Source organism: Thermodesulfobacteriota bacterium, assembly GCA_036397855.1.
Taxonomy (GTDB): domain Bacteria; phylum Desulfobacterota_D; class UBA1144; order Nemesobacterales; family CSP1-2; genus DASWID01.
This window is the reverse complement of record DASWID010000128.1, coordinates 47066-69588: the sequence shown is the minus strand read 5'-3', so window position 1 is coordinate 69588 and position 22523 is coordinate 47066. Positions and strand designations below refer to the sequence as shown.

At 39.0% G+C, this 22523-nt stretch carries 20 protein-coding genes and 1 other RNA gene; 4 read left to right on the top strand and 17 right to left on the bottom strand.

Annotation, left to right across the window (positions count from 1 at the left end; genetic code table 11):
* Positions 1 to 171: 171 nt before the first annotated feature.
* The 14 genes from VGA95_10415 to VGA95_10350 form a co-directional block, all read right to left on the bottom strand.
* Complete coding sequence (locus VGA95_10415) at positions 172 to 2196, bottom strand: RNB domain-containing ribonuclease (GenBank protein ID HEX9666953.1); 2025 nt, start codon at positions 2194 to 2196, stop codon at positions 172 to 174.
* A gap of 79 nt (positions 2197 to 2275) precedes the next feature.
* Positions 2276 to 3889 (bottom strand): CTP synthase, encoded by a 1614-nt coding sequence (locus VGA95_10410; protein ID HEX9666952.1) that lies wholly within the window; start codon positions 3887 to 3889, stop codon positions 2276 to 2278.
* Between the two features lie 144 nt (positions 3890 to 4033).
* Positions 4034 to 4618, bottom strand: a complete 585-nt coding sequence (locus VGA95_10405; GenBank protein HEX9666951.1) for an XTP/dITP diphosphatase — start codon at positions 4616 to 4618, stop codon at positions 4034 to 4036.
* 31 nt (positions 4619 to 4649) lie between these two features.
* Positions 4650 to 5366: a ribonuclease PH gene (rph, locus tag VGA95_10400; GenBank protein HEX9666950.1), complete on the bottom strand. Its 717-nt coding sequence runs from the start codon at positions 5364 to 5366 to the stop codon at positions 4650 to 4652.
* Between the two features lie 202 nt (positions 5367 to 5568).
* Positions 5569 to 5925, bottom strand: a transfer-messenger RNA (tmRNA) gene (gene ssrA / locus VGA95_10395).
* A 130-nt stretch (positions 5926 to 6055) separates the two neighbouring features.
* Positions 6056 to 6505, bottom strand: a complete 450-nt coding sequence (smpB, locus tag VGA95_10390; protein ID HEX9666949.1) for an SsrA-binding protein SmpB — start codon at positions 6503 to 6505, stop codon at positions 6056 to 6058.
* Between the two features lie 298 nt (positions 6506 to 6803).
* Positions 6804 to 7253, bottom strand: coding sequence for a D-aminoacyl-tRNA deacylase (gene dtd, locus VGA95_10385; protein HEX9666948.1), 450 nt, complete (start codon positions 7251 to 7253; stop codon positions 6804 to 6806).
* A gap of 89 nt (positions 7254 to 7342) precedes the next feature.
* The gene (locus VGA95_10380) at positions 7343 to 8296 is read right to left on the bottom strand and encodes a ParB/RepB/Spo0J family partition protein (protein HEX9666947.1); all 954 of its coding nucleotides are present in this window, start codon (positions 8294 to 8296) and stop codon (positions 7343 to 7345) included.
* Positions 8297 to 9289 (bottom strand): MlaD family protein, encoded by a 993-nt coding sequence (locus VGA95_10375; GenBank protein ID HEX9666946.1) that lies wholly within the window; start codon positions 9287 to 9289, stop codon positions 8297 to 8299.
* Positions 9286 to 10116: an ATP-binding cassette domain-containing protein gene (locus VGA95_10370; protein HEX9666945.1), complete on the bottom strand. Its 831-nt coding sequence runs from the start codon at positions 10114 to 10116 to the stop codon at positions 9286 to 9288. The genes VGA95_10375 and VGA95_10370 overlap by 4 nt, the downstream gene beginning before the upstream one ends.
* A gap of 12 nt (positions 10117 to 10128) precedes the next feature.
* Positions 10129 to 10896, bottom strand: a complete 768-nt coding sequence (locus VGA95_10365; protein HEX9666944.1) for an ABC transporter permease — start codon at positions 10894 to 10896, stop codon at positions 10129 to 10131.
* Positions 10859 to 12457 (bottom strand): hypothetical protein, encoded by a 1599-nt coding sequence (locus VGA95_10360; protein HEX9666943.1) that lies wholly within the window; start codon positions 12455 to 12457, stop codon positions 10859 to 10861. The genes VGA95_10365 and VGA95_10360 overlap by 38 nt, the downstream gene beginning before the upstream one ends.
* 44 nt (positions 12458 to 12501) lie before the next feature.
* Positions 12502 to 13593 (bottom strand): alanine racemase, encoded by a 1092-nt coding sequence (gene alr / locus VGA95_10355; protein HEX9666942.1) that lies wholly within the window; start codon positions 13591 to 13593, stop codon positions 12502 to 12504.
* Between the two features lie 46 nt (positions 13594 to 13639).
* Positions 13640 to 15172, bottom strand: a complete 1533-nt coding sequence (locus VGA95_10350) for a VWA domain-containing protein (protein ID HEX9666941.1) — start codon at positions 15170 to 15172, stop codon at positions 13640 to 13642.
* A gap of 98 nt (positions 15173 to 15270) precedes the next feature.
* Here VGA95_10350 and VGA95_10345 point away from each other — a divergent pair, with 98 nt between their 5' ends.
* Positions 15271 to 16434, top strand: coding sequence for an MFS transporter (locus VGA95_10345; protein ID HEX9666940.1), 1164 nt, complete (start codon positions 15271 to 15273; stop codon positions 16432 to 16434).
* Positions 16435 to 16660: 226 nt separating this feature from the next.
* On the top strand, positions 16661 to 17944 hold the full coding sequence (locus VGA95_10340) for a hypothetical protein (GenBank protein HEX9666939.1): 1284 nt from the start codon (positions 16661 to 16663) through the stop codon (positions 17942 to 17944).
* Here VGA95_10340 and VGA95_10335 read toward each other — a convergent pair.
* From VGA95_10335 to VGA95_10325, 3 genes are all read right to left on the bottom strand, one after another.
* Positions 17934 to 18434 carry a hypothetical protein gene (locus VGA95_10335; protein HEX9666938.1) on the bottom strand — a complete coding sequence of 167 codons (501 nt, stop codon included), beginning with the start codon at positions 18432 to 18434 and terminating at the stop codon, positions 17934 to 17936. The two genes, VGA95_10340 and VGA95_10335, sit on opposite strands and share 11 nt — an antisense overlap.
* Positions 18431 to 18904: an FMN-binding protein gene (locus tag VGA95_10330; protein ID HEX9666937.1), complete on the bottom strand. Its 474-nt coding sequence runs from the start codon at positions 18902 to 18904 to the stop codon at positions 18431 to 18433. The genes VGA95_10335 and VGA95_10330 overlap by 4 nt, the downstream gene beginning before the upstream one ends.
* A gap of 152 nt (positions 18905 to 19056) precedes the next feature.
* Positions 19057 to 20460 (bottom strand): hypothetical protein, encoded by a 1404-nt coding sequence (locus VGA95_10325; protein HEX9666936.1) that lies wholly within the window; start codon positions 20458 to 20460, stop codon positions 19057 to 19059.
* Between the two features lie 348 nt (positions 20461 to 20808).
* Between VGA95_10325 and ispH the strand changes: the two genes are divergently transcribed.
* Positions 20809 to 21741: a 4-hydroxy-3-methylbut-2-enyl diphosphate reductase gene (ispH, locus tag VGA95_10320; GenBank protein HEX9666935.1), complete on the top strand. Its 933-nt coding sequence runs from the start codon at positions 20809 to 20811 to the stop codon at positions 21739 to 21741.
* A 331-nt stretch (positions 21742 to 22072) separates the two neighbouring features.
* The gene (locus VGA95_10315; GenBank protein ID HEX9666934.1) at positions 22073 to 22444 is read left to right on the top strand and encodes an FxLYD domain-containing protein; all 372 of its coding nucleotides are present in this window, start codon (positions 22073 to 22075) and stop codon (positions 22442 to 22444) included.
* Positions 22445 to 22523: the final 79 nt, after the last annotated feature.

The following is a 22523-nucleotide window of genomic DNA, read 5'->3' as shown; positions in this document are numbered from 1 at the left end:
AAAGATTTAAAATAAATATCCCTGTAGCAAGCTATAGGGAATCATCAAGTTGAATTTGATAATCACCAATTTCCCATTGATTACCATACTAATTGATGCAAGTTTAAGCAACACACTTATCGAAACAACAGTAAATAATTCAGAAAAACTATCATAATTGCTTTCCGTTAATCATACTATCTTCGGGAGCAAAAAAACTTGCTTCCTTATCGGATCGGCCTTAACTACCGTTAGCTTCAACGGCTCTCCTTCGTTTAAAACGAACTCCGAACTAAGAGAGATCGGTACTTCCATAAGGTAATCCGGAAGATAAACAGAAGCACCGGAGCCAGTCACAGAGCTAATTATCCCCTTTATATTTTCTCCCTGAAGGCTTCTTATGTGTTTAAATACCCAGTACCTTTCTCTTGATTTTTCAACCATCTTTTTTTCACGAAGCCCAAACTCGATGAAATGGAATACGCTCTCGAGCTCTTCTATTGTGTAATACAACCCATTCCCGTCGAGATAGCTCGATAATTGCCTTTGCAAAACCAAATCGAGATATCTCCTGATGGGAGAGGTTACCTGCACATAGACGTCTAACCCCAGTAACATGTGCGGCTCCGGTGAGTTTCCAATTCTTGAGGACCTGAGAAATCTCACCGCCTTCAAAGGAAACAATGGATCTTCTTCGTCAAGTTCCCTAGCTTCTTGAGATATAGGATCTGGTTGCGAGCGAAAGATCGCAGGGATGTCATTTATCTTGAAGAACCTCGCCGCAAACCAATTCATAAGAATCATAAACTCGGTTACAACTCTATGGGCTGTCGTATTCATATAATTCTTTCTGATTTCTATATTACCATTCTCATATAACTTAATTTTCAGATCGGGAAGCTCCAGTATAAAGGCACCCGATTCCACTCTTCTTTTTCTGAGTTTAAAGGCTATATCGATTAGTTTGGAACCATGCTCATATCCGGATAAGGTTTCTTCCGCGTTTTTGTAACTGAGATTCCGTTTTACACGGATTTTCGATTTGGTAAACCTGTAATGCTTAATTTTTAAATTTTCGTCAAATAAGACTAGGAGTGAAATTGCTTTTTTCGGGGATCCCTCTGTAAGGCTGAATTTAGTTCTCACCAATTCAAGCGGGAACATGTGTATATCTCCTTCAGGAAGATAAATTGTTTCACCTCTACCCTTTGCCTCTTCATCTAAACGACTCCACCTGGGCACATAACTAGCAACGTCAGAAATGTGAACTCCAACAATAAATCCTTCAGAGACTCTCTGTATTGAAATAGCGTCGTCTATATCAAGCGTACCCTCATCATCAATAGTGAATGTTTCAAGACTAGTTAGATCCTCTCTTCCTTCAAAACCGGTATTATGATTTATTATCGCTGAAACTTCATCAGCTATCCGTTCTGAAAAACCGGACTTGAGACCCAGTCTCTCAATCAAAGGATCTTCATCTTCATTCCACTTTCCGGCTTTTATTAGAAATTCGACTGCGTCTTCTATACTTCTTATACCTATCTCGGAAAGAAATGATTTGGCGTCGGCAGATTTTTCGTATCTGTCAAGATACACTACATATCCCTTGATCAGCTCAAGGTATCTTTCAATATATTTCGGTTCCGCCCTTTCACCATCTAAGCCTTTTATGATACTCCTTGCCCATTTTACGGCGACTTCACGTTCAACAAGCTTCTTCTTCTCGGTCTCCTTACGCTGAACCGTATCTTCTACTTCCCCAGCTGTTCTGGGCGTATAACCGCCGCTGTCATTATTACTGAAATAAATGTCATCTTTTTCGAGTGCCCAAAAAAGCAGAAGTACCTCATCGTCACCAATGTTACCACTGTTACTTTCACCGAAATAAATATGGATGATTTCCTCCAAGGTTAAAGGATTTGATGATTCATAAACAAATTCCCAGAGTGTTCTTAAATCTACTGTTGCTTTGTGATCATCGAGCTGTTTCCTGATTGCCCTAAGTCTGAGTTTTTTTTCTGAAAGACTCGATTCATTCTCACACTTAATCCCGGTTGATAGTACTACCCTTTTCATATCAAGATCCAACTCATTTCCGTCTTCTGTAAGTACTGATAGCTTCTCGGCAACGTTTTTCCTTGCCAACCCCAATGAGAGATCCTTTCTTTTTCTGAATATAATCACTTCATTAACAACAGGCATCTTTCTAATCATCTTCCAATCTCATAACAATCATTTCTTGCTTATTGAACTAAGAAGATTCTTGTGCATAGAACATGTTGCACTTCAAATCTTAAAAAGAAAGTGAGGATTTATACTCTAATGCAACCCTTACAAAATCTCTAAAGAGGGGGCTTGGATTTATTGGTGTAGACTTGAATTCTGGGTGAAACTGACATCCCACAAACCAAGGGTGGTTGTGTAACTCTATTATTTCCACTAATTTTCCATCCGGGGAAAGACCACTAAGAACCATACCATTTTTCTCAAAAATTTCCCGGTATTCATTATTAACTTCGTACCTGTGTCTATGACGTTCAGATATCTCATCCGTCTGGTAAGCGCTGTGTGCCAGTGTCCCTGATTTTAACGAGCAAAGGTAAGCACCAAGCCTCATGGTACCACCTTTATCTCTTATAGACTTTTGTTGTTCCATGAGGTCGACCACCGGGAATGGTGTATCAGGAGCAAATTCTATCGTATGGGCACCAGCCAGCCCACATATATTTCTTGCATATTCAACTATCGCCATCTGCATACCTAGACAAATTCCGAAAAAGGGCACCCTGCGTTCTCTGGCAAACGTCACTGCCTGAATTTTACCTTCGAAGCCCCTCATACCGAATCCCCCAGGAACCAAAATTCCATGCACGTCACGAAGCAACGATTCGGTTCCATTTGATTCTATTTCCTCAGAGTCCACATATTTAATATTCACTCGTGAATCATTTGCTATACCACTGTGCGATAATGCCTCATGCAGACTCTTATAAGAATCATTATGACTTACATATTTACCTACAACCCCGATCGTAACATCGGACTTCGGGTTTTTGAGTTTTTCAACTATCTCCTTCCATCTTTTAATATCTGGCTTTCTGGTCCACATATTCAACGACTCAACTATTATTTCATCAAGTCCTTCCCTGTGAAAAATTAAGGGGACCTCGTAAATCGTATCAACATCTTTTGCAGTTATGACAGCTTGAATCTTTACATTGCAAAAGAGGGCTATCTTTTCTTTTATAACGTTTGGAAGAAATCTATCGGTTCTGCAGAGAAGGACATCCGGCTGAATTCCAATCTGAAGCAAGTCCTTTACACTATGCTGCGTTGGCTTGGTCTTCAGTTCTCCCGCTGGAGCGACAAAAGGCACATACGTAAGATGAACAAAGAGTGTATTCTCCCGTCCCAGGTCAGCCCTTAACTGCCTGACGGCTTCAAGAAACGGGAGACTTTCTATGTCTCCTACTGTTCCTCCAATTTCTACAATTACAACATCGACATCTATTGCTATATCCAGTATACTAGATTTTATTTCATCTGTTATATGTGGAATTACCTGAACGGTAGCACCTAGATATTTCCCTTCCCTTTCCTTGGTGATTACAGAATAATATATCTGCCCAGAAGTAAAATTGTTCTTCCTTGTGAGATTTGCATGAGTAAAACGCTGATAGTGTCCAAGGTCTAAATCTGTTTCTGCACCGTCATCGGTAACATAAACTTCGCCATGTTGTAACGGATTCATGGTACCCGGATCGATGTTCAGATAAGGATCAAGTTTTTGAAGTGTTACCCTCAATCCACGACTTTCAAGAAGAGCACCAATCGACGCTGCTGCGAGACCTTTCCCAAGGGAGGACATCACACCGCCAGTCACAAAAATAAATTTGGTCTTTTTCATAAGGCCTTATGCAAATAGTGAAGTAAACCGCCACCGTATAGAGTAACTAACATTAATATATTCAATACTAAAAAATCTTGCAAATCGGTATATTTGACCTGAATCAAATCACGATATATTCAAAACAGGATTGGAGATTAGAGACTATGTACATAAAAGCTTCTTGAGTTCTCTTACAGCCTGAGCCCTGTGGCTTATCTGATTTTTTTCATCTAAGGTGAGTTCAGCCATGGTTTTATTTAAATCTGATAAGAAGAAGACAGGATCGTAGCCAAACCCGCCAGTGCCTCTAGGCTTATGAAGAATCATTCCTTCGCACTTGCCTTCAGCTATCGCCTGTCTTCCATCTGGGAACACCAGAGCAAGGCTACATACGAACCAGGCCTTTCTATTGGGTTTATTGACCAGTTCCGAGAGCAGTTTCCCAATGTTTTCTTCATCGCTTGATCTGTCTCCTGCAAATCTTGACGAAAAAATCCCCGGCTTACCCTCAAGGGCGTCGACTTCAAGTCCGGAATCATCGGCCAGACATATTTTATTCGTGAGTATACTTATATGACGCGCTTTCTTAAGGGCATTCTCCGAGTATGTGTTCCCATTTTCGATTATATCGGATACAGAATCCAACTCACACAATGAGGACATTTTCTTCACGAGGCCTCTTAGTAGTATTTTGAATTCTTTGATCTTTCCTGCGTTTCTAGATGCAAGTATGACCTCATCCAGCATGATTGCAAATTTATCCGAAAGATTTCTCTCTCTACTGAGAAATAACCTCTTTCTGTCTTGTAATGATCCTTTTAATACCCTTTCCTGCAAGATTCAACATTATATCCAACTGCTCTTTGCTAAATGGGCCTTTTTCTGCTGTACCCTGAATCTCGACTATTTCCCCCGAGCCAGTCATTACGATATTCATATCTACCTCAGCAATTGAATCTTCCTCATAGCAAAGATCTAGTATAGGTTTACTATTCAGCAAACCCACACTTACGGCAGCCATAAAATCATTAATTGGGTTTTCACTTATGAGACCCTGTTTTAATAAATGAAAAATTGCATATGTGAGAGCAACAAAGGCACCGTTTATCGAAGCAGTTCGTGTTCCGCCGTCAGCCTGAACCACGTCGCAATCGAGTATAATCGATCTTTCTCCGAGCTTATTAAGATCTACGACCGCTCTGATCGACCTTCCTATTATCCTCTGAATCTCCTGTGATCTACCACCCACCCTGCCCCTAACAGAATCCCGGATTGTCCTCGTTTTTGTGGCTCTAGGCAACATCGAGTATTCGGTAGTTATCCACCCGGTACCCGTTCCTTTGAGAAAATTTGGAACCCCTTCCTCTACAGATGCCGAACACAACACCTTTGTATCTCCCATTTCGATAAATACCTCACCTTCTGCGTACTTCATATTTCCTCTAGTTATTCTTAAGGGCCTTATTTCATTCCACTTTCTTTTATCTGGCCGCATGATTCTATATTCCCTTTTACACGATATAACTTGTTCTAAATCATAACATATTAGTCTGGCACACATCATAATATCTGTGTGTTTGTAGTATTCGTAATCAAGGCACAGACGCACGATTTCGCGTCTCTACAAGAGATTAATTAATATAATAATCATGCCCCTGGGAACTTCTAATAAATAGATAAAAGTACGAGATTAGTGCTGGTGGAGGCGCTGGGAATCGAACCCAGGTCCGAGAAAGAGCTTCACCCAGCTTCTACATGTTTAGCCCAGCCTTATATTCTCAAAGTGAAATCTCCGATGGGCAGGATTTTCACTTCCAGCTTGAGAATTTGTTTCGTCAGTTTATGTCTCAAGCACCAACAACCAACTAACCCGTCTATTCGGCGCCTCATAAAAACCCAACGGGTGAGGTTTTTAGAGACGTCACAGCTCTATTTAGGCTGCGAGTGCATTAATTGGTTCGGCACTTTTACGTGCTCTGCCAGTTTTACGAGTTAACAGAAGCTCGACATGCAGCTCAAGCTATCCCATTCCCCGTCGAAGCCATTTCGCCCCCATTTCAATGATCCATGATACAGGACAAGAAACCTTAACTAATCTTACATCTTGTATCGAGCATCCTGCATCAAAATATTTCCATTTATGCTAATTAATATTCTACCTAATTACTTGAAGAATAAACAACTTCAGTAGCGTCTCTTTAAAGCTTTTTCAACTTCTCTTTCTGCGTCGCGGCGTTTTATATCCTCACGTCTGTCAAACGATTTTTTCCCTTTTGCAAGGGCTAATTCTACCTTAGCAAGACCATTAGTAAAATACATCTTAACCGGTATCAATGTATAACCTCTTATCTGTGTTTTTCCGATGAGACGATTGATCTCGCCTCTATGAAGTAGCAATTTCCTATCCCTCTCCGGTTCGTGATTAAATCTGTTTGCACTTTCGTAGGGAGCTATATAACTGTTGATTAAAAACAATTCTTCGCCCCTTACGATTGCAAAGCTCTCCTTAATACTCGCCTTTCCATCGCGTAGAGATTTGACCTCTGAACCCTTTAGTTCTATTCCGGTTTCATAGCTTTCCTCAAGAAAGAAATCTCTATGCGCTTTGGGATTCTTACAAACAATTTTTTGCATAACACTAATATAATGATTGGATTCTTGAATTCAATTTATCGATTTTTCGGCGACTTGAATATCACACCTATCGAGAAAAATACTATCTATGAAAGACCGGTTTTTAAAAGCCAGAGTTAAAATGCAGATGTGTTCCCGGAACGTACTAAACGGCCTTTTCATTAAAAATGGTAATGTTTCATTCCTGATTCATTACATAACAGCCCATACAAGGATCAGCCACTCCATTTGCTAGTATAGCAATATTAACAGCGAGTTACAAATATAAACTAATGTATATTCTTAGATATTAGTCGAATCAAAAAACCTTGTTACTATCCAATAACAACGTGACGGGCCCTGAATTTATCAGATTTACATCCATAACCGCCCCGAATCTACCTGTTTCGACCCTCAACCCCTTTTCTTTTATTTTTTCTACAAAAAGATCATAGAGATTCATTGCCAGTCCCATAGGAGCGGCTTCATCAAAAGATGGTCTCCTCCCCTTCCTGCAGTCACCATACAACGTAAATTGGGAGACCACCAAAATCTCACCCCCTTTATCCATAATTGACAGGTTCATTTTTCCCGCATGATCTTCAAAAATCCTTAAACCCAAAACCTTCTCGACCAGGTATTCGACGTCCTCAATTGAATCACTACTCTTAACCCCCAATAGCAGAAGTAATCCCTCCCTGATCTTTCCCACTAGTTCCCCGCCGACTTCTACTCGAGCCTGTTTAACCCTCTGAACAACCAGTCGCATGTAGTTACACCTGATTGAATAGGAGTAGAATATCCAGATAAGAAAGCTTAATTAGCACATAAGATATCAGTTTCACGATATTTTCATATCTATTGTTCGCCCTCTCTAACGATATTTAATAGTTTCTCAACGCTTCCATCAGTCGCTACAGATGATAGATAAGATAATATTTCGGAAAGCCTATCTGAACTTTTAAACCTCAATCGAATTTCTAGATCATTACCCTCATAAAATGGTGAATGAAATATTCCGATATCCTTAGGAAGATTAAATCCCGATAAACATGTCTTATAGTTTTCTTCAACCTTACTCAAGGTAGGGTATCTCAATGATCTAAGTACATGCCTAAACTCGTTCTTTCCTCCGGATCCGCCTATTTCAGATAAGATGTGGTCAATTACGTCACCTACGGACGTTTTGTCCCTTGAAGCCACCGCCAGTAGCTCTCGAATTATTTCTCTCGTCTCATTGTTGTTAAGTTTAAACCTATCGAAAATACTCCCAAAAATTTCTAGTCTTTGATTCCCCTCCACTTCAGTCAGCAAGACTACCTGCTCTAAAGAGACCTTTTGCGCATAGTAAGCTTCCCTAATTTCACTCTCTAGCCCAGTCAAAGACATGTATCCTTCTAGATTTTTCCTTGTAGCTCCGATTCCGATCATTGGAAGGACTTTCCGAATTATGTAATCATCATTCAAACCGCACAAGTATTTAAATTTGAAAATTAATTCGGCTTTATCGATATCAGTGAATCTTTGTTGATTGTCATAAAACACAAATTTTAGACAATCCTCACAGGACAATTCATCCATCTCATATACACCGGATGGAATTTCATCATATCCAAGCCGCTTACAAACGTTAATCCTTTTCCATCCGCATATAATTTGATATTTGTCCCCATTCCTTCTTAATGACGGCGGATTTATTACCCGAAGTTCCTTAATTGAATGTTGGATATTTGTGTGATCTTCTGAAGAACCAATCCAGAACGTCTTATCGTGAAAGTCTAACGCTGTTAATTGGACGGCTTCAAACTTCATTTAAAAGAGTGTGATGACACCTATAGAAGTTCCTATTATACTCAGCGGAGCCAAATCTACGGCAGTGTCTACTCCCTTATCAACCTTTTTAAGTGTATTCTGCGCATCAAAGTACAGGGATTCGTCGTTTACAAGCTTACCCAACGTCCCCTGTCCACTATTAATCTTTTTCAAAACTGAGTTAAGATTCGTAGCAGCTTCATTAGCCTGATTATAGAGCGAGTCGTCATTGAGCAATTTCCCTAACGTACCCTTTGAAGTGCTCAAGCTATCACTGAGCTTGGCGAGGTTTGACATTGCTGACTTGGTTTCATCAAAGAGAGATGGGTCAGTCACAAGTTTTCCCAAAGTCCCCTTTCCTTCCTTTACGGATGATGAAATGTCATTGATATTAGCTAAAGCCCCTTTCGCTTCTTCATAAAGGGAATCATCTTTCAAGAGCTTCCCAAGTGTTCCTTTCCCCTCTGACAGATCTGCGAGGACTGAATCAACATTATTTATGATCTTGGTAATCTGTTCCTTGTTTTCACCTAATACATCAAACGCTGCAAATGCCGAATCCAAAGAGCTAACAGCGGACTCCACCTTTACGAGGATCTCATTGATATCTGCCGGTTCCTGACTCGCTATAACTGATCCAGGGACGGCCACAGGGCTTTCGGGAGACCCGAATGAAACGTTAACATAGCTAGTTCCAAGAAGACCTGTGAGTCTTATTGTCGCTACAGAATCTTCTTTAATAACAACCCCTTTTTTAACACTCATAATAACCTCTATCCTGTTATCTGCTATTTTGATCTTTGAGACAGTACCGATGTCAACCCCGTTAAGCTTAACAGGATTATCTTCCCTGAGCTCGTCTACCGATTGAAAATATGTTTTGAGTGTGTACTCACCGCCCAGAAACGGTATCCCTCCAATGAATTCAAATACTGCTAGAAGAATCAGCAAACCTACTACGAAAAAGACGCCCACCTTAAACTCTGTACTCATGACTTATTACCTCCCTGTGGTCTTTCAAACTGCTCTCTTGTAAATGTTTGAACTATCGGATTTGTACTCTTTTCTATATCCTCAGGTGACCCCACCGCTATTATCTGCCCTTCACTTATGAGAGCGATTCTATCCGCGATATGAAAAGCTAAATCAATATTATGTGTGACAACTATCTGAGTAACCTCCACGTGCTCTCTAAGATTCAAAATAACATCACCAATGGTTCTGGTCATCATCGGGTCAAGCCCAGTCGTAGGTTCATCATATAGAATAAGTTCAGGATTCATCACTAAAGCTCGAGCTATAGCAACCCTTCTTTTCATACCCCCACTTAACTCATTAGGCATACTGGTTTCCTTACCGTCTAAACCAACAATTGATAGAGAATCAGAAACGATTTTATCTATCTTGTCCTCATCCCTGAATATCTTATGTTCCCTAAGATAAAGGGCAACATTCTCTTTTACCGAAAGTGAATTAAAAAGTGCAGAAGACTGAAAAACCATCGCTATCCTGTGTTTTTTACTGAAATCTGGGCTATTAATATCCTCGCCATTGATGTAGATGTTTCCAGAGTCGGGTTTCTCCAGTCCGATAATATGCCTGAGCAATATAGTTTTCCCCGCCCCACTCTTACCCAGGATAACAATAGTTTCTCCTGGTTTTATATCGAGGTCTATCCCCTTTAAAACATGGTTATCCGCAAACGATTTTTCTAACTTTGCTATTTTCACACCTACAGCTATGCTTCCTAAATATTGATGTAGAAAATTTTCATTCTCGTTCAATTCTTCAGCATCAGGAAGCTGTTGTTTTATTACCATTGTCTTTTAATGTTAATCTAATCCAACTGCGATTAAAAGCCTCGAAATAAAATAATCAGAAACCAAGATTGATATAAACGATAACACTACTGCTTTGGTAACCGAAGTCCCGATTTCCCTGGGCCCACCCTTTGTCTTAAGTCCAACATAACAACATACAATAGATATAATTACTCCAAATATCATTGCCTTAATTAAGCCATTAAATATATCTAACGGTTCTATTAGTTCAGAAAGATTTCTATAATAGATCTTGAAAGAAATGTTTATCTCTGGATTTACTGCCGCAACTATGGCTCCACCAAACCAGCCTATAAGATCCATATATATCACTAATATGGGAAGAGCGATCATACTCGCAAGAAATCTCGGCATCACTAGAAAACGCACGGGGTTAATGTCCATGGTTTTGAGGGCGTCAATTTCTTCGTAAACACTCATAGAACCTATCTCTGCAGTCATAGCGGATCCGACTCTACCCGCTACGAGAATTGAAGCCATTACTGGCCCCAATTCCTTCACCAGTGACAGACCAACCAAACCGCCGATGTTTTCTTGAACACCAAACTGCGCCAGGGTTGGTCCTGTTTGTAAAGCGAGAACAGCCCCAATAAAAAGGGCAATTAGCGCTGCTACGGGAAGGGTATGATTTCCTATCTCGCGAATTTGAGCGAATACCTTTTCACGATTACCTATAGCAGCTTTGCACCAAAAGAGGCTTTCTATAAAAAGTGTGAGAATTTCACCTGTGGTTTGAAAAAAGGTAGTTATACTGTTCACTTATTTCCTCCGATTTATTTTCCTCTTTCTCCCCTGAACTAATAGTGATTGGAACGAATAGAAACTTTAATTTCCTTTTCAGACCCATATTTTGATAGCCAAAAAGACCGCCAAAAAAATGTGTTTTAGATCCTTCTACTGCACGAGTATAAGAGAATATCGGGATGATTGGCTGTAAAATTACGTTAGTACTTTCCTTGTTGTATTCTGTTCTGAACGTATTCCACAGAAAAGAAGTGACAGTCCTCCCATCACTATATTTTCTCCATTCAAAAAAGCGCCAGAGACGTGAATAATTTCTTTCCAGCCCGTCGACACCAAAAACCAAGGGTTCCAATAGTGAAATAATCTGGAGTGATCGATTTCCGTCTTTATCTCTTCTATAGCTGAAAAGGGGCCAGAGATCGATTCTCCTACCACCCGTACCACCCTCAATTATTGGCTCATCTTTAATATCCTTGTAAAGAATCAATAAAACGGATTTACTGTCTCTTCTATAATCTTCAAGTGTTACCGAACTGTACCTATAAAGTGGCCAAAGTATAAATCCATCACTGTCCTGATAACCTTCGGCTCTTGATTCCTTTTTGTTCTCCGAATAGAACGGAACTACTCTTCCACTCCCTCTTTCTCCAATGTAATTGGCATAAAAGGGGAAGAATCTATTCCCCTCCCTTGTACCCCTTGTGAACCCGATAAATGGCCAAGGTGCACTTAATTGTGTGAACCCCTTTTTTTTATCTTCAACATAATTGAAAAAAGGCCAAAAGTAAGTCTTATTCGTGAAATCAGGTGATTCAAAGCTTGTATAAAAAGGAAAGATTGAAAATGTATTTCTCTCCTCGCCATAAAAAACCCTTTTTCTAGAGATAATGAAGGGCCAAAGTGCAAACTTCTCGTCCAGCTTTTCCTCCTTTTTTCTATAACCAAAAAGAGGCCAGAATCTGAACCCGCTTTGTCCGCCACCTTTATAATAGGCAAAAAAAGGCCAAAGAAAACTACTGTTAATCTCCTCACCCTCTCTGGTCTGCAGAAATAAAGGGAAGAGAACAAATCTGATCTCATCCTTATAAAATTTGTTTTTCATATTTCCAAAAAATGGGAAAAATGCAAAGTAACTATTCTCTTTATTTTCAGCCCACTTTGAGAATATAAATGGGAATAGATTAAATTCTTTCTCATTAAATCCATTCTTTGTTTTTTCAGATTCGAGATAAAACAAGTACACAAGAAGCTGGAATCTCCAATTATCGTCCCTCCTATCATATGTTGCGATGGGATAAACTATATCAAACTCGCTTGAATTCTTTTCTCTATTGTTAATAGAATAAAAAAAGGGACGAAATCCAAACTCTGTCGCTTCTTCATTTTGCCTTGATGTTATAAACGGTCCTAGAGCATTTGTCTCTTGGGTATGAGTTTCTGGATCACTTTCGATACTTAATAACGGACCTAAATGAATGCCTTCAACACAAAAAGAAATATCAGCAAAAACAGATAAGGATAACAATTGCAATGATAGAATGATAAACCGTTCGAAAACTTTATTAACCCTCGGCATTTTAAAATTGTGTTAATTTGTAAGATAATCCCCATCAAAAAAATTTATACATAAACACGAGGGACTCTTTTACCAGTTATTGACAAAATTTCATATGAAATTGTCCCAGCCCACCGTGCCACGTCTTCAACCGTTACCGACTCATCTCCAAAAAGAATGACTTCATCGTCTTCTTTGATTCCAGGTACATCCGTTACATCTATGATTGTGAGATCCATACATACCTTCCCCACCACAGGGGCACTATAGCCTTTTGTTGATACCTTAGCACGATTAGAAAGGGCCCTCATATAACCATCGGCATAACCAATTGGTAATATGGCAATAACTGTAGGCCTCTTTGTAACAAATGTACCACCGTAGCTTATAGGGACGCCAGGTGGAACCTGTTTTATCTGCATCACCCTCGTCTTTAACTTCATGACAGGGCTTAATTTAACCTTTTGATTAATGCCGGAACCATATAGCATTATTCCCGGCCGCACAAGATTCAAGTGCGATGCAGGGAATCTCTGAATAGCCGAACTATTCGCTATATGAAGGTACTTCGGAAAAACACCTGCCTGATTTATGATGGAATGAATATCCTTAAAAATTCGTATCTGTCTCAGAGTGTACTCGACCAGTTCCATATCGGCATTTGAAAAGTGGCTAAATAGCCCTTCCATCTTTAAATTCTTCAAGCGAAGAATTTCATCCATGAAGCCATGAAGCTCGTCAATCCTTACTCCGAGCCTCGTCATTCCTGTATCTATCTTTAGATGATAGCCCAATCGTATACCTAGCTTGCTTGCGTACTCATTAAGGATAGATGCAATTTGGAGTGAATAGATAGTAGGCGTTAATTCACTCTTAACGACGTTTTCAGCTTCGTTTGGATCGATTCCAGCCAAGACTAATATGGGTGCTCTTATACCCGATTCCCTAAGCTCTAGAGCCTCATCGACCGTTGCCACACCAAACATTTGGGAACCACACAATTCGAACAGAGCTTTACTCACTGCTATCGCACCATGTCCATAAGCATCGGCTTTGACAATTGACACGATACTGGTCCCGTTACCAATAAGCTTTTTAACATGAAGAAAATTTGATTTGAGTGAATTAATATCAATTTCAGCCCAGGTCGGTCTCATAAAGTATTATCGGTATACACCAATTCCACTCTTAATAAGTTTGTTATCAGTCAAGGCTAATAAAAACTTCCTTAGCGTCTTTTGATGTAAGTCTTGATACTGTGGTAATAAGATCACTGAATCTCTTGAGCGTCTTTGGAGATTCCCTCCCCGTTAAATCTATCAGTACAGAATATATCTTAAATTTAAGCTTATGCTTTAATTCTAAGAATCCCTTTAACCAGTCCTCACCAACATCACACTCCCCATCCGTAATAAAGACAACATCACCTCTTTTGAATTTCGATAGATTTAAAAGCTCTGACGCCTTATCGAGTGGGTCCTGAAAATCAGTTCCCCCTCCAGGAAAATATTCAGCTAGTTCAATTATATCATTTTCCGACATTGCCCAGCCATCTCTCGCCCTTGACTCGAAATACCTTAGTGGCGATCCCTTCGATGAATATACTATTACTCTGAACTTTCTCCTCTGCCTCTTTGCAAAGTAGAGAAGTGTCACGCATACAGCCTTTGACCAAATCTCCTTGTCTCCAGACATTGACGAGCTCCCGTCTAAACAGACTATGAGAGGCCCCCTGCCTTTTTCTAATCTGAGATAATATTGAAGGAGCTTTTGTTCAATAAATCTTTTCATAAAATCTTTCCTGAGATGCTTATGACTTAATGTTAATAATTCGGAAGGTATTATACGACCAAGATCATACCCGTTGGAAACATTATAGACTTCACTACCTGTTTTTGACCAAACCTTAGTTCTAGAGGTCAACATTTCCTCCTTAAGGCTACCAACCATATTTGAAAGCTTTCTTAATTTCTCACTTTTAATTAATTTGGATGCGAGATCAATTTTTTCCCCTAAGGCTTTTTCTACCGGAATCCCCATCGAAGACCCCCACCCTTTTATTTCATCTTCAGCCTCTTCGACCCTATCGCTGGCAATAACCAGAGAGGATTGTATTTGTTTTTCAATTTTCTTATCGAGCTTAGCAAGTATATCCTTTTGCTCTTTAATGAGGTCTTTAAGCTCTCCCTCTATAGCATTGACCTTAAAATCGGCATTCTTTTTTTCATCCTTTAATTTCTTATTATTTATGTTTTTTAGAGATTTGGCTTTTTCAATTTCTTCCCATGTCTTCACCTGTTCTTCATAATCATTATGGCTTTGTACAGCTCTACTAATTTCCCACTCTCGGAGGAGTGTATTTTTTGAAATGCCTTCATCAGATTTAATCCATTTAATCAATTCCTCACCTAGTATTAAGGTCGCAGCTGCAGACTTAAATCCGTCAAGCACTGTTTCCTCCCTCAGATTTTTATAAGCTTCACTCGAATGAGCTATTTCAATTATCATTCTTCCCAATGTAAAACGTTCATTATCCACGTCTCGCGGTATTGTGAGTACATTTAGTTTGAAGAAGCTAGCAAACAGATCCAAAACCAGGGATCGAAAGTCAGGTAAGAGATTTGAACCACGATCAATCAGATTTTTTAGTTCTTTAGATGTACCCTCAAGCTCTGAAAATAATCTTCTATCATATGAGTCGGTTTCTATTATTTGCGATGACGTAAGATTATTCACTTGAAGTAAGGTAACACGGCAGCCTAGATGTATCAATAAAAATTAATCATGATAAAATAATGCGTCGATCGATAAATCCGATATTTGTTTGAATTTTCATGGAAATAAGTAACACAGAAATAAAGGCTGTAACCGTTATCAGCATGATAATGGGACTCCGGCTTTTGGGGATTTTCTTCATTCTACCCGTTTTTAGCGTATACACCATAAACTATCCGGAAGCAACCTTAACTCTTACAGGTATTGCATTTGGCATATATGCACTTTCGCAGAGCCTTTTGCAAATACCCTTTGGTTGGGCCAGCGATATTTTCGGGAGAAAACCCATTATCATAATAGGACTCTTATTGTTTTCTTTTGGTAGTCTTTTGTGTGCTATGGCTGCAAGCATAAATCAGTTGATTCTGGCGCGTGTGATACAGGGAAGTGGTGCAATTGGAGCTGTAGCAATCGCTGCGCTAGGTGATTCGACACGGCCTCAAATTCGAGCCGAGGCTTTTACAATCACTTCAATCATAATCGGGGCCTCCTTTATCGTTGGTCTGATATGTGGCCCTTTTGTTGCCGCTAAACTCGGCTTTAAGAGTCTTTTTTACACGCTTACACTGTTAGGTCTTATTGCTCTGATAGTTACAGTCTATTATTTTCCTAAAATCGATGACCATCCTGAAAATAAACAAAAACCAAGTATTTTAACACTTATTAACGAAATAGAGCTGCAAAGAATTTACCTTGCTTCATTTGTTAATTCGCTTATTTTAAATTTTTTCTTTTTTATTTACCCACTGAGTTGGATCTCACTTGGTCTAGAAAAATTAAAACTGTGGAAGATTTATCTTTTGATCCTTCTGCCAAGTGTTCTAATAATCTTCCCATATATCAGGCATGCTGAGAAAAAAGGCAAATTACAACTACCCACGAGACTCGGATGGGCCATATTGCTAATTAGCTTCTTATTATACCTATTCGCTGGAAATCATAACTGGATACTGTTCGTTTCAGGCACAGCACTTTTTTTTGGATATACACTTTATCAGTCTGTTCTTCCCGCCTTTTTAACAATGAGAGCAGCTCCGTCTAACCGTGGCGCAGCAAGCGGGTTTTACAATCTATCAAATTTTTTTGGAGCATCCCTAGGAGGAATGCTCGTCGGATATCTTTACCATATGAGTCAGTACATACCATTGGTTCTTGGTTTACTGATTATATTACTATGGGGATATATTGGGTTGCCCAACCAACCGTCTAAAATGAAGGATTAGATTTGACATTTAATTTTTTAATTTTCGAGAGCATGGATTATTCATTAGTTTTGAAACTGCATTCGCCTTTAACAAAATCACGGTATAATGGATTAATAAGATCTTAGCTATGATTGGCTGATGCTTAATTGACACCTTATATTATCCAATTAAACTAACATTCAAGATGCGAATCCTTAAAGTCTAATTTCCTGATTAAAGCCTACATTTTACTCGTATTCATAATATGACAGATTCAATCATCAATCTCAAACAATATAAATTCGAACAAGCTGCAAGAGATTTGAGATTAAAGCTAATAGATTTTTCTCATCGTACTCAGATACAGGCTCAGATCGGTGAGGCTTTCTACATCTGGAAGAATGACCCCGAGCTTATTGAACAAGATTACGAAGAAGAAGATATCAGCGACATCACATTCACTAAGTTCTTTGATTGGTTCATATACGATTTCAAACTAATAGATATTGGTAAAAGCGTAATCGAGCTTTTCTATGAACAGGAGGGTGATTCGCTATCCAATTTTGAAAAATCCATACTGAGAGATTGGTCAAAAAGCGCATTTAGTTATTATGATGTAGAACAGATAGCTACAAATGAAGGATGTAACATAAGAGACATATTTACTGATGAAGTTATATTTGTAATTGATAATTCTGCTTCCAAGCAGGTTAAGATCTCCGACATAGTCGGGGCAAGACTTATAACGACCGACAAAAATACTTATTTTTCGGGTGTATTATCAGTTTATCGCCAAACATTTAAATCGTTCATTATTGACTTTTATAATCGAGAATTTAAAGAGTTTAAAGAAACATTTGGAAAAAAATCTAGCCATTATGATTTCTTAAAAAATTGGGGCTTTCTCATTGGAAACTATTTAGAGCATATATTGGAGCATTCTCGTTTTCTAACCACTGATGGAGACGAGCTGGTTTTTGCACGGGCGGATTACAGTTTTGCTGATTTTAATCTCGTTGTATCAAAGATCAGGAAAGTCATGACGATACAAGAAATTAGTGGCGGGTCAGACGAACTAAGAGTTTTCGTTTTATCTAACATAGAGAAAAAAAATGTGAATACGATAATCGAGGTTGAAGTTGGAAAACTCGCAATTCAAGCACACTCTGTAGATTCTTTAGACAGAGCAAAAACATTCATAGAAAAAAAATTAAAGGGGCTAATTACGCATAAAGGTGATTCAACGAAACATCCAGATTCATTAATAAATGATAGCTGGTTGGTGACAGCTAAGCTTAAAAAATTACCATTCGGAGTCAGAAACAAGAAGAAAATGGATAGAATTCTCGACGAATACTACGAAGATTGGATTGATGAACCTATTGATGCCCTCAATGGCGAGTCCCCAAGAGAAGCATTAAAAACAAAATATGGAAGAAACAAATTAATCTCAATATTATCTGAACTCGAAAAACTGTATCAACATGCGAAAAAGATGGGTGAACCTTACTACGATGTTAAAAAACTACGAAATAAACTCAAGCTTTAAATTGTCTTAGATTGTTATCCTTCTCACTATAGAGAAAAACCAATACCAATACAAGTAAGGTTGCGAAAGAGATCTGAAGGACTATTACTGAACCTAATTTGAGATAGGCAAATAATGGACTGATGTACCGAATAAGCCACCCAGCAGCTATATCGCCAAAGGCTGAAATATACGATGCCACGATAATGATTAATTTCCACAAATTATTAATTTTCGAAAAGAGTATTAGATGATTGAGAGTAACCAGAATAATAGCCATCGAAAAGAAATGGAAATGAGACTCCTCTAATAACCCCAAATAGCTCTTTGGTTGTCTGAAACTCTCTTCTGATCCTCTATAATAATCAACTATCGATTCATAACTAAACCCGATTTTAAGATACAGAAGAAGATTGGTTAGCCAGAGAAAGAGAAAGAAGACCAAGGTTAGAACTACAATCAGCTTCAATAACGTGTTATTTCTTATGTCGTTGGAAATAAAAAATTTCATTTTAATTCCTTTCGCTTAACAGCCACCTCGAAGACTGCTAAAACCCTCCTAATCGAATTGAGGAGCGAATTCGATGTTATAGTTGCTCCGGTAATATTAGGTATGCCCTTTCCAATCCTAAGGGAGTCATTAAGAGGTTTATCTTGGAAGAGATCGATCCAATTTTTTCCAGGCATGTAATCAGGTGGTTCAAAAAAGGCCAATATCTCAGTCATTCTGTGAGTTCCGTCGGGATTAATAACAATTAGAACAGTCTCTGTCATTGTCCTTAAGCGATGGGTATCTATTACGGCATACCCTAGGGTTTCATCCCCCATTTTCCCCACATAAAAGACATAAAGTTTCGATTCCAGTTTTGTCTTTGCAATTGACTCGATTTCCAAAGTCTGTTCCTTATTTATAAAGATGTTTTTTTTAATTATCCGGTCTGCGGCCGGAAAGGCCAGTTTTAAGGCCTCCTCTCTTTTCATAAAAACCTTGGCAATTACAAAGGAATTAATTAAAAAGGTAAATAGGATCGAAAGTGGTAGAAGAGTGTTTAACATTTAATCAATGTTCAGGATTTTAGGAGGATTGGCCTATGATCTATTTCTCTCTTAACACCCGCTTAATTTAACCTGAATTAGAAAACATATCCAAGTCCTATATTAAATTGGTTATTGGCCGTACCTGCCTCGTTATCATTCCATTTATAGTCAGCTTTGATGACAACCCGTGGTATTGCCTTATAATTGATCCCAAAGGTTACATTCTGACGGTCATTGGCAGGGTCGTTGAAGAATTCGTTAGGAACTCTAAATTGGGTATTTAGTTTTTCATATCTGATAAAAGGGGCGAAGTATTGGAAATATTGCCCAAAATCGGCAAGGGATAAAATATTGTATGCCCCTACTATGTACCAACCCCATTGTTGGCTTCCAACGGATTCATCGCCCACAAAACCATTGTTTGCATTGATTAGAGCCGCATCATCTAGAAAAGTCCAAACCAGGAGGCTTCTTCCCTCAAATCCTCTATATTGGACTTGCACATCCCCTTCATACATCTGGAAAAACCCTTTAATTTCCCTTCCATTAAAGGGAGAATCGGGATTATTGACCGTCTGATTCTGACCTGTATTTCCGAGAAATATTGACCCACCAAACTTCAATCCAGGAAATGGATCATATTCAATCCTGCTTACGAACGCCACATTATTCGCAAGGGCCCTGTTACCATTCTGTCTTGCATCCCTGTTGCTCGAAGCGGTAAAACCCCTGGAATCGAAGCTGTTCATTACATAGGCCTTATATGTTAAACTCCCTGGTACAAACTCGCTCAATCCACCAAAGAGACCAACTCCCACCTCCCTCCAGGTAGTTGGGATTATAAACCTCTCGACGTCTGGCCTTAATACCCCGTAAAAAGTCGTTGGCTCGTGAACCTCATTGATTATACCAAAAGGAGCTAATACTAAACCTCCCCTTAGATTCGCCTGCTCAGTAAGGAGAAAATCCAGATAGGAAAATTCAACTGAAACTTCACCGGCCTGACCGTTTAGGTTTTCTTCTGTGCTACCATGCTCAAACTCTATCTCTGAGTTAAATATGATTCTGTCATTAAATTTATAACCGAAATAGAGCACGGCCCTTAGGGCATCGAGTGTGTTATCCCCGTCTCCCGGGAATTGACCAATTATTTCACCATAACCGCCGATTGAAATTCCCTGATTTGCTTTATAAACCTTAGAAGCGGCAGGCCCCATTCCAAACACCTGCTCATAAGTAGGCTCCTCGACAATAGCAGCGGATTTGATGTTATCTATTTCCTCGGCTAATACATTTAATCTCTCTTCAATCTCCTTTAGATTGGCATCACTTTCCCCCGTAGACTTGAGTTTTTGAACTTCCTCTGTAACGGACTTGAGCTTCTCCTCAAGCTCTTTTATTCTTTGATTCTGTGACGAATCCTCGGCAATGAGATCCAAGGAAAAAAGGAATAACAAAGCAATAAAAAGAGTAATAACCTTAGAAAATTGCGTATTCATATCCAATTATATGAACGCTTACCATGATTCTCCATACTTATATTGATAATCATTATCAAAATCACGTTATCATAATACACCTAATTGTCAATGCTTAAAAGGACCGGAAATACATTCTCGGATCTCGTTACTCCGTCGATAAACTAATTCATATTCATCGGAATGAAATTGCTGTACGTTTGCTATATTTAACATTTTGGATTCCAATACTCGATAAATACCGATTATCAAAACACCTCTTTTATGAACAGCAAAAGGAGAAATAATATCGGTAATCGGATTATGAGGTAGAGTTTTTCATTAATTATGTTAATGTTTTTCCATAACACTTAAGATAAAACACGATATATGCGCGTGATAGTAGCAAAGCCTAGGGGATTCTGCGCGGGGGTAGATCGGGCAATTGAAATAGTAGAGCAGGCACTCGATATATACGGTCCTCCTATATATGTGCGTCATGCAATAGTCCATAACAAGAGGGTAGTAGAATCTCTTAAAGAAAAAGGAGTCAGGTTTGTCGAAGACCTCGACGAGATTGAGGACGAAGACGCGCGAGTTATATTTAGCGCCCACGGTGTTAGTCCCTCCATATTAGAGGAGGCAAAAGAAAGACGACTGGAGGTCGTTGACGCAGTCTGTCCATTGGTGACAAAAGTTCACAATGAAGTAAAACACTATGCGGACTTGGGATACACGATTATCCTGATTGGACATAGAAATCATGTTGAGGTTATTGGAACAAGCGGTGAGGCCCCTGACAAAGTTGTAGTTGTGGATTCATTAGAGGAAGCAGAAGACCTTTCGGTACCCGATCCCGATAAAGTTGCTTATGTCACACAAACGACATTGAGTGTAGATGACACAAAGGATATTGTTGAAGCACTCAAGAGAAGGTTTCCTTATATAATAAGTCCGTCCAAACTTGATATATGTTACGCAACTCAGAATAGACAGGATGCTGTAAAAGAGCTTTCAAAACTCGCCGATATAATTTTCATTATGGGTTCTCCTGAGAGCTCCAATTCCAATCGACTCGTCGAAGTGGCAAAGTCAACTGGAGTCAAAGAAGCATATTTGATCGAAGGGGCGAATAATCTTAAACAGGACATGTTTCGAGATGATATGGTTGTCGGTCTAAGCTCAGGGGCTTCAACCCCTGAAACGGTTGTCCAGGAGGTCATTGAGCGTTTGGTGGAATTCGGTGCTGATAGTATTAGAGAACTCGATGGGAAGGAAGAACATACAAGATTCCCCTTTCCAGATTCATTAGAATTCAACTGATCCTTTAAAGCTCTAAAAAACAATAGATAGATAATATACAGTCAATTCAAATAACTATATTCAACACACCATATTCCCCACGGCTCTCATCTATATCTTTCAACTTGTCTTGTACTTTCAACCTGGAAGTCCCGGCGCGACTGTCATCTCAAGAATATTAAGGATTTCTGATTAAATTCATTCGAATTTTAAAAGGATATGGGATGCAAAAAGCTTTAAAAGGTAACATTTGCGGATATACAATGTGTTGAAATTAAAAGGATTTTGTTGATATACTTATGAAGTCAGTCGTTCAAATATGTGAATAAATCGAGGAGTAATATAACATAGAATGAAAACAGTAAAAATTATTTCATTTGTAATGATCTCGGTTATTCTTATGGTAACGTCTGTGTATTCACACCACGACTATTCATCTAATCTAGAAGTTGTTTTAGAGCCCACGTTTCATTGCGCAGCAGATCACCTTCATATTCCAGGAAAGGTTGAAAACAAATCAGATAAAGCTATAGGGAAAGTAAAAGTAGAAGGTAGAGCGTATGATAAAAATGGAAACGTTATTTCGTCAACTACTTCGTGGGTGATGAGCGACAGCATTTTGCCGGGAAAGTCTGCCCAATTTGATCTTGAATTCCTTGATATAACAGGTCCTGGGCACTACAAGGTGAAGAGTTATGACGTAAAAGTCATTGAAGTTCAATAGTCGTGTACTTTAAAATCATTATTTGGTGGAGGAAAGCTTTGCTAAAATAGTTTGGTTTATACTTCCCTCATTATATATT

Bases quoted from the DNA above. Each gene is read 5' to 3' on its own strand.
- VGA95_10345 (HEX9666940.1), top strand. From the start codon at position 15,271: ATGGAAATAAGTAACACAGAAATAAAGGCTGTAACCGTTATCAGCATG.
- rph (HEX9666950.1), bottom strand. From the start codon at position 5,366: ATGCGGCCAGATAAAAGAAAGTGGAATGAAATAAGGCCCTTAAGAATA.
- VGA95_10315 (HEX9666934.1), top strand. From the start codon at position 22,073: ATGAAAACAGTAAAAATTATTTCATTTGTAATGATCTCGGTTATTCTT.
- VGA95_10375 (HEX9666946.1), bottom strand. From the start codon at position 9,289: ATGAGTACAGAGTTTAAGGTGGGCGTCTTTTTCGTAGTAGGTTTGCTG.
- VGA95_10380 (HEX9666947.1), bottom strand. From the start codon at position 8,296: ATGAAGTTTGAAGCCGTCCAATTAACAGCGTTAGACTTTCACGATAAG.
- VGA95_10335 (HEX9666938.1), bottom strand. From the start codon at position 18,434: ATGAAATTTTTTATTTCCAACGACATAAGAAATAACACGTTATTGAAG.
- smpB (HEX9666949.1), bottom strand. From the start codon at position 6,505: ATGCAAAAAATTGTTTGTAAGAATCCCAAAGCGCATAGAGATTTCTTT.
- VGA95_10415 (HEX9666953.1), bottom strand. From the start codon at position 2,196: ATGATTAGAAAGATGCCTGTTGTTAATGAAGTGATTATATTCAGAAAA.
- VGA95_10330 (HEX9666937.1), bottom strand. From the start codon at position 18,904: ATGAAAAGAGAGGAGGCCTTAAAACTGGCCTTTCCGGCCGCAGACCGG.
- VGA95_10410 (HEX9666952.1), bottom strand. From the start codon at position 3,889: ATGAAAAAGACCAAATTTATTTTTGTGACTGGCGGTGTGATGTCCTCC.
- dtd (HEX9666948.1), bottom strand. From the start codon at position 7,253: ATGCGACTGGTTGTTCAGAGGGTTAAACAGGCTCGAGTAGAAGTCGGC.
- ispH (HEX9666935.1), top strand. From the start codon at position 20,809: ATGCGCGTGATAGTAGCAAAGCCTAGGGGATTCTGCGCGGGGGTAGAT.
- VGA95_10370 (HEX9666945.1), bottom strand. From the start codon at position 10,116: ATGGTAATAAAACAACAGCTTCCTGATGCTGAAGAATTGAACGAGAAT.
- VGA95_10360 (HEX9666943.1), bottom strand. From the start codon at position 12,457: ATGCCGAGGGTTAATAAAGTTTTCGAACGGTTTATCATTCTATCATTG.
- VGA95_10405 (HEX9666951.1), bottom strand. From the start codon at position 4,618: ATGCTGGATGAGGTCATACTTGCATCTAGAAACGCAGGAAAGATCAAA.
- VGA95_10325 (HEX9666936.1), bottom strand. From the start codon at position 20,460: ATGAATACGCAATTTTCTAAGGTTATTACTCTTTTTATTGCTTTGTTA.
- VGA95_10340 (HEX9666939.1), top strand. From the start codon at position 16,661: ATGACAGATTCAATCATCAATCTCAAACAATATAAATTCGAACAAGCT.
- alr (HEX9666942.1), bottom strand. From the start codon at position 13,593: ATGAGACCGACCTGGGCTGAAATTGATATTAATTCACTCAAATCAAAT.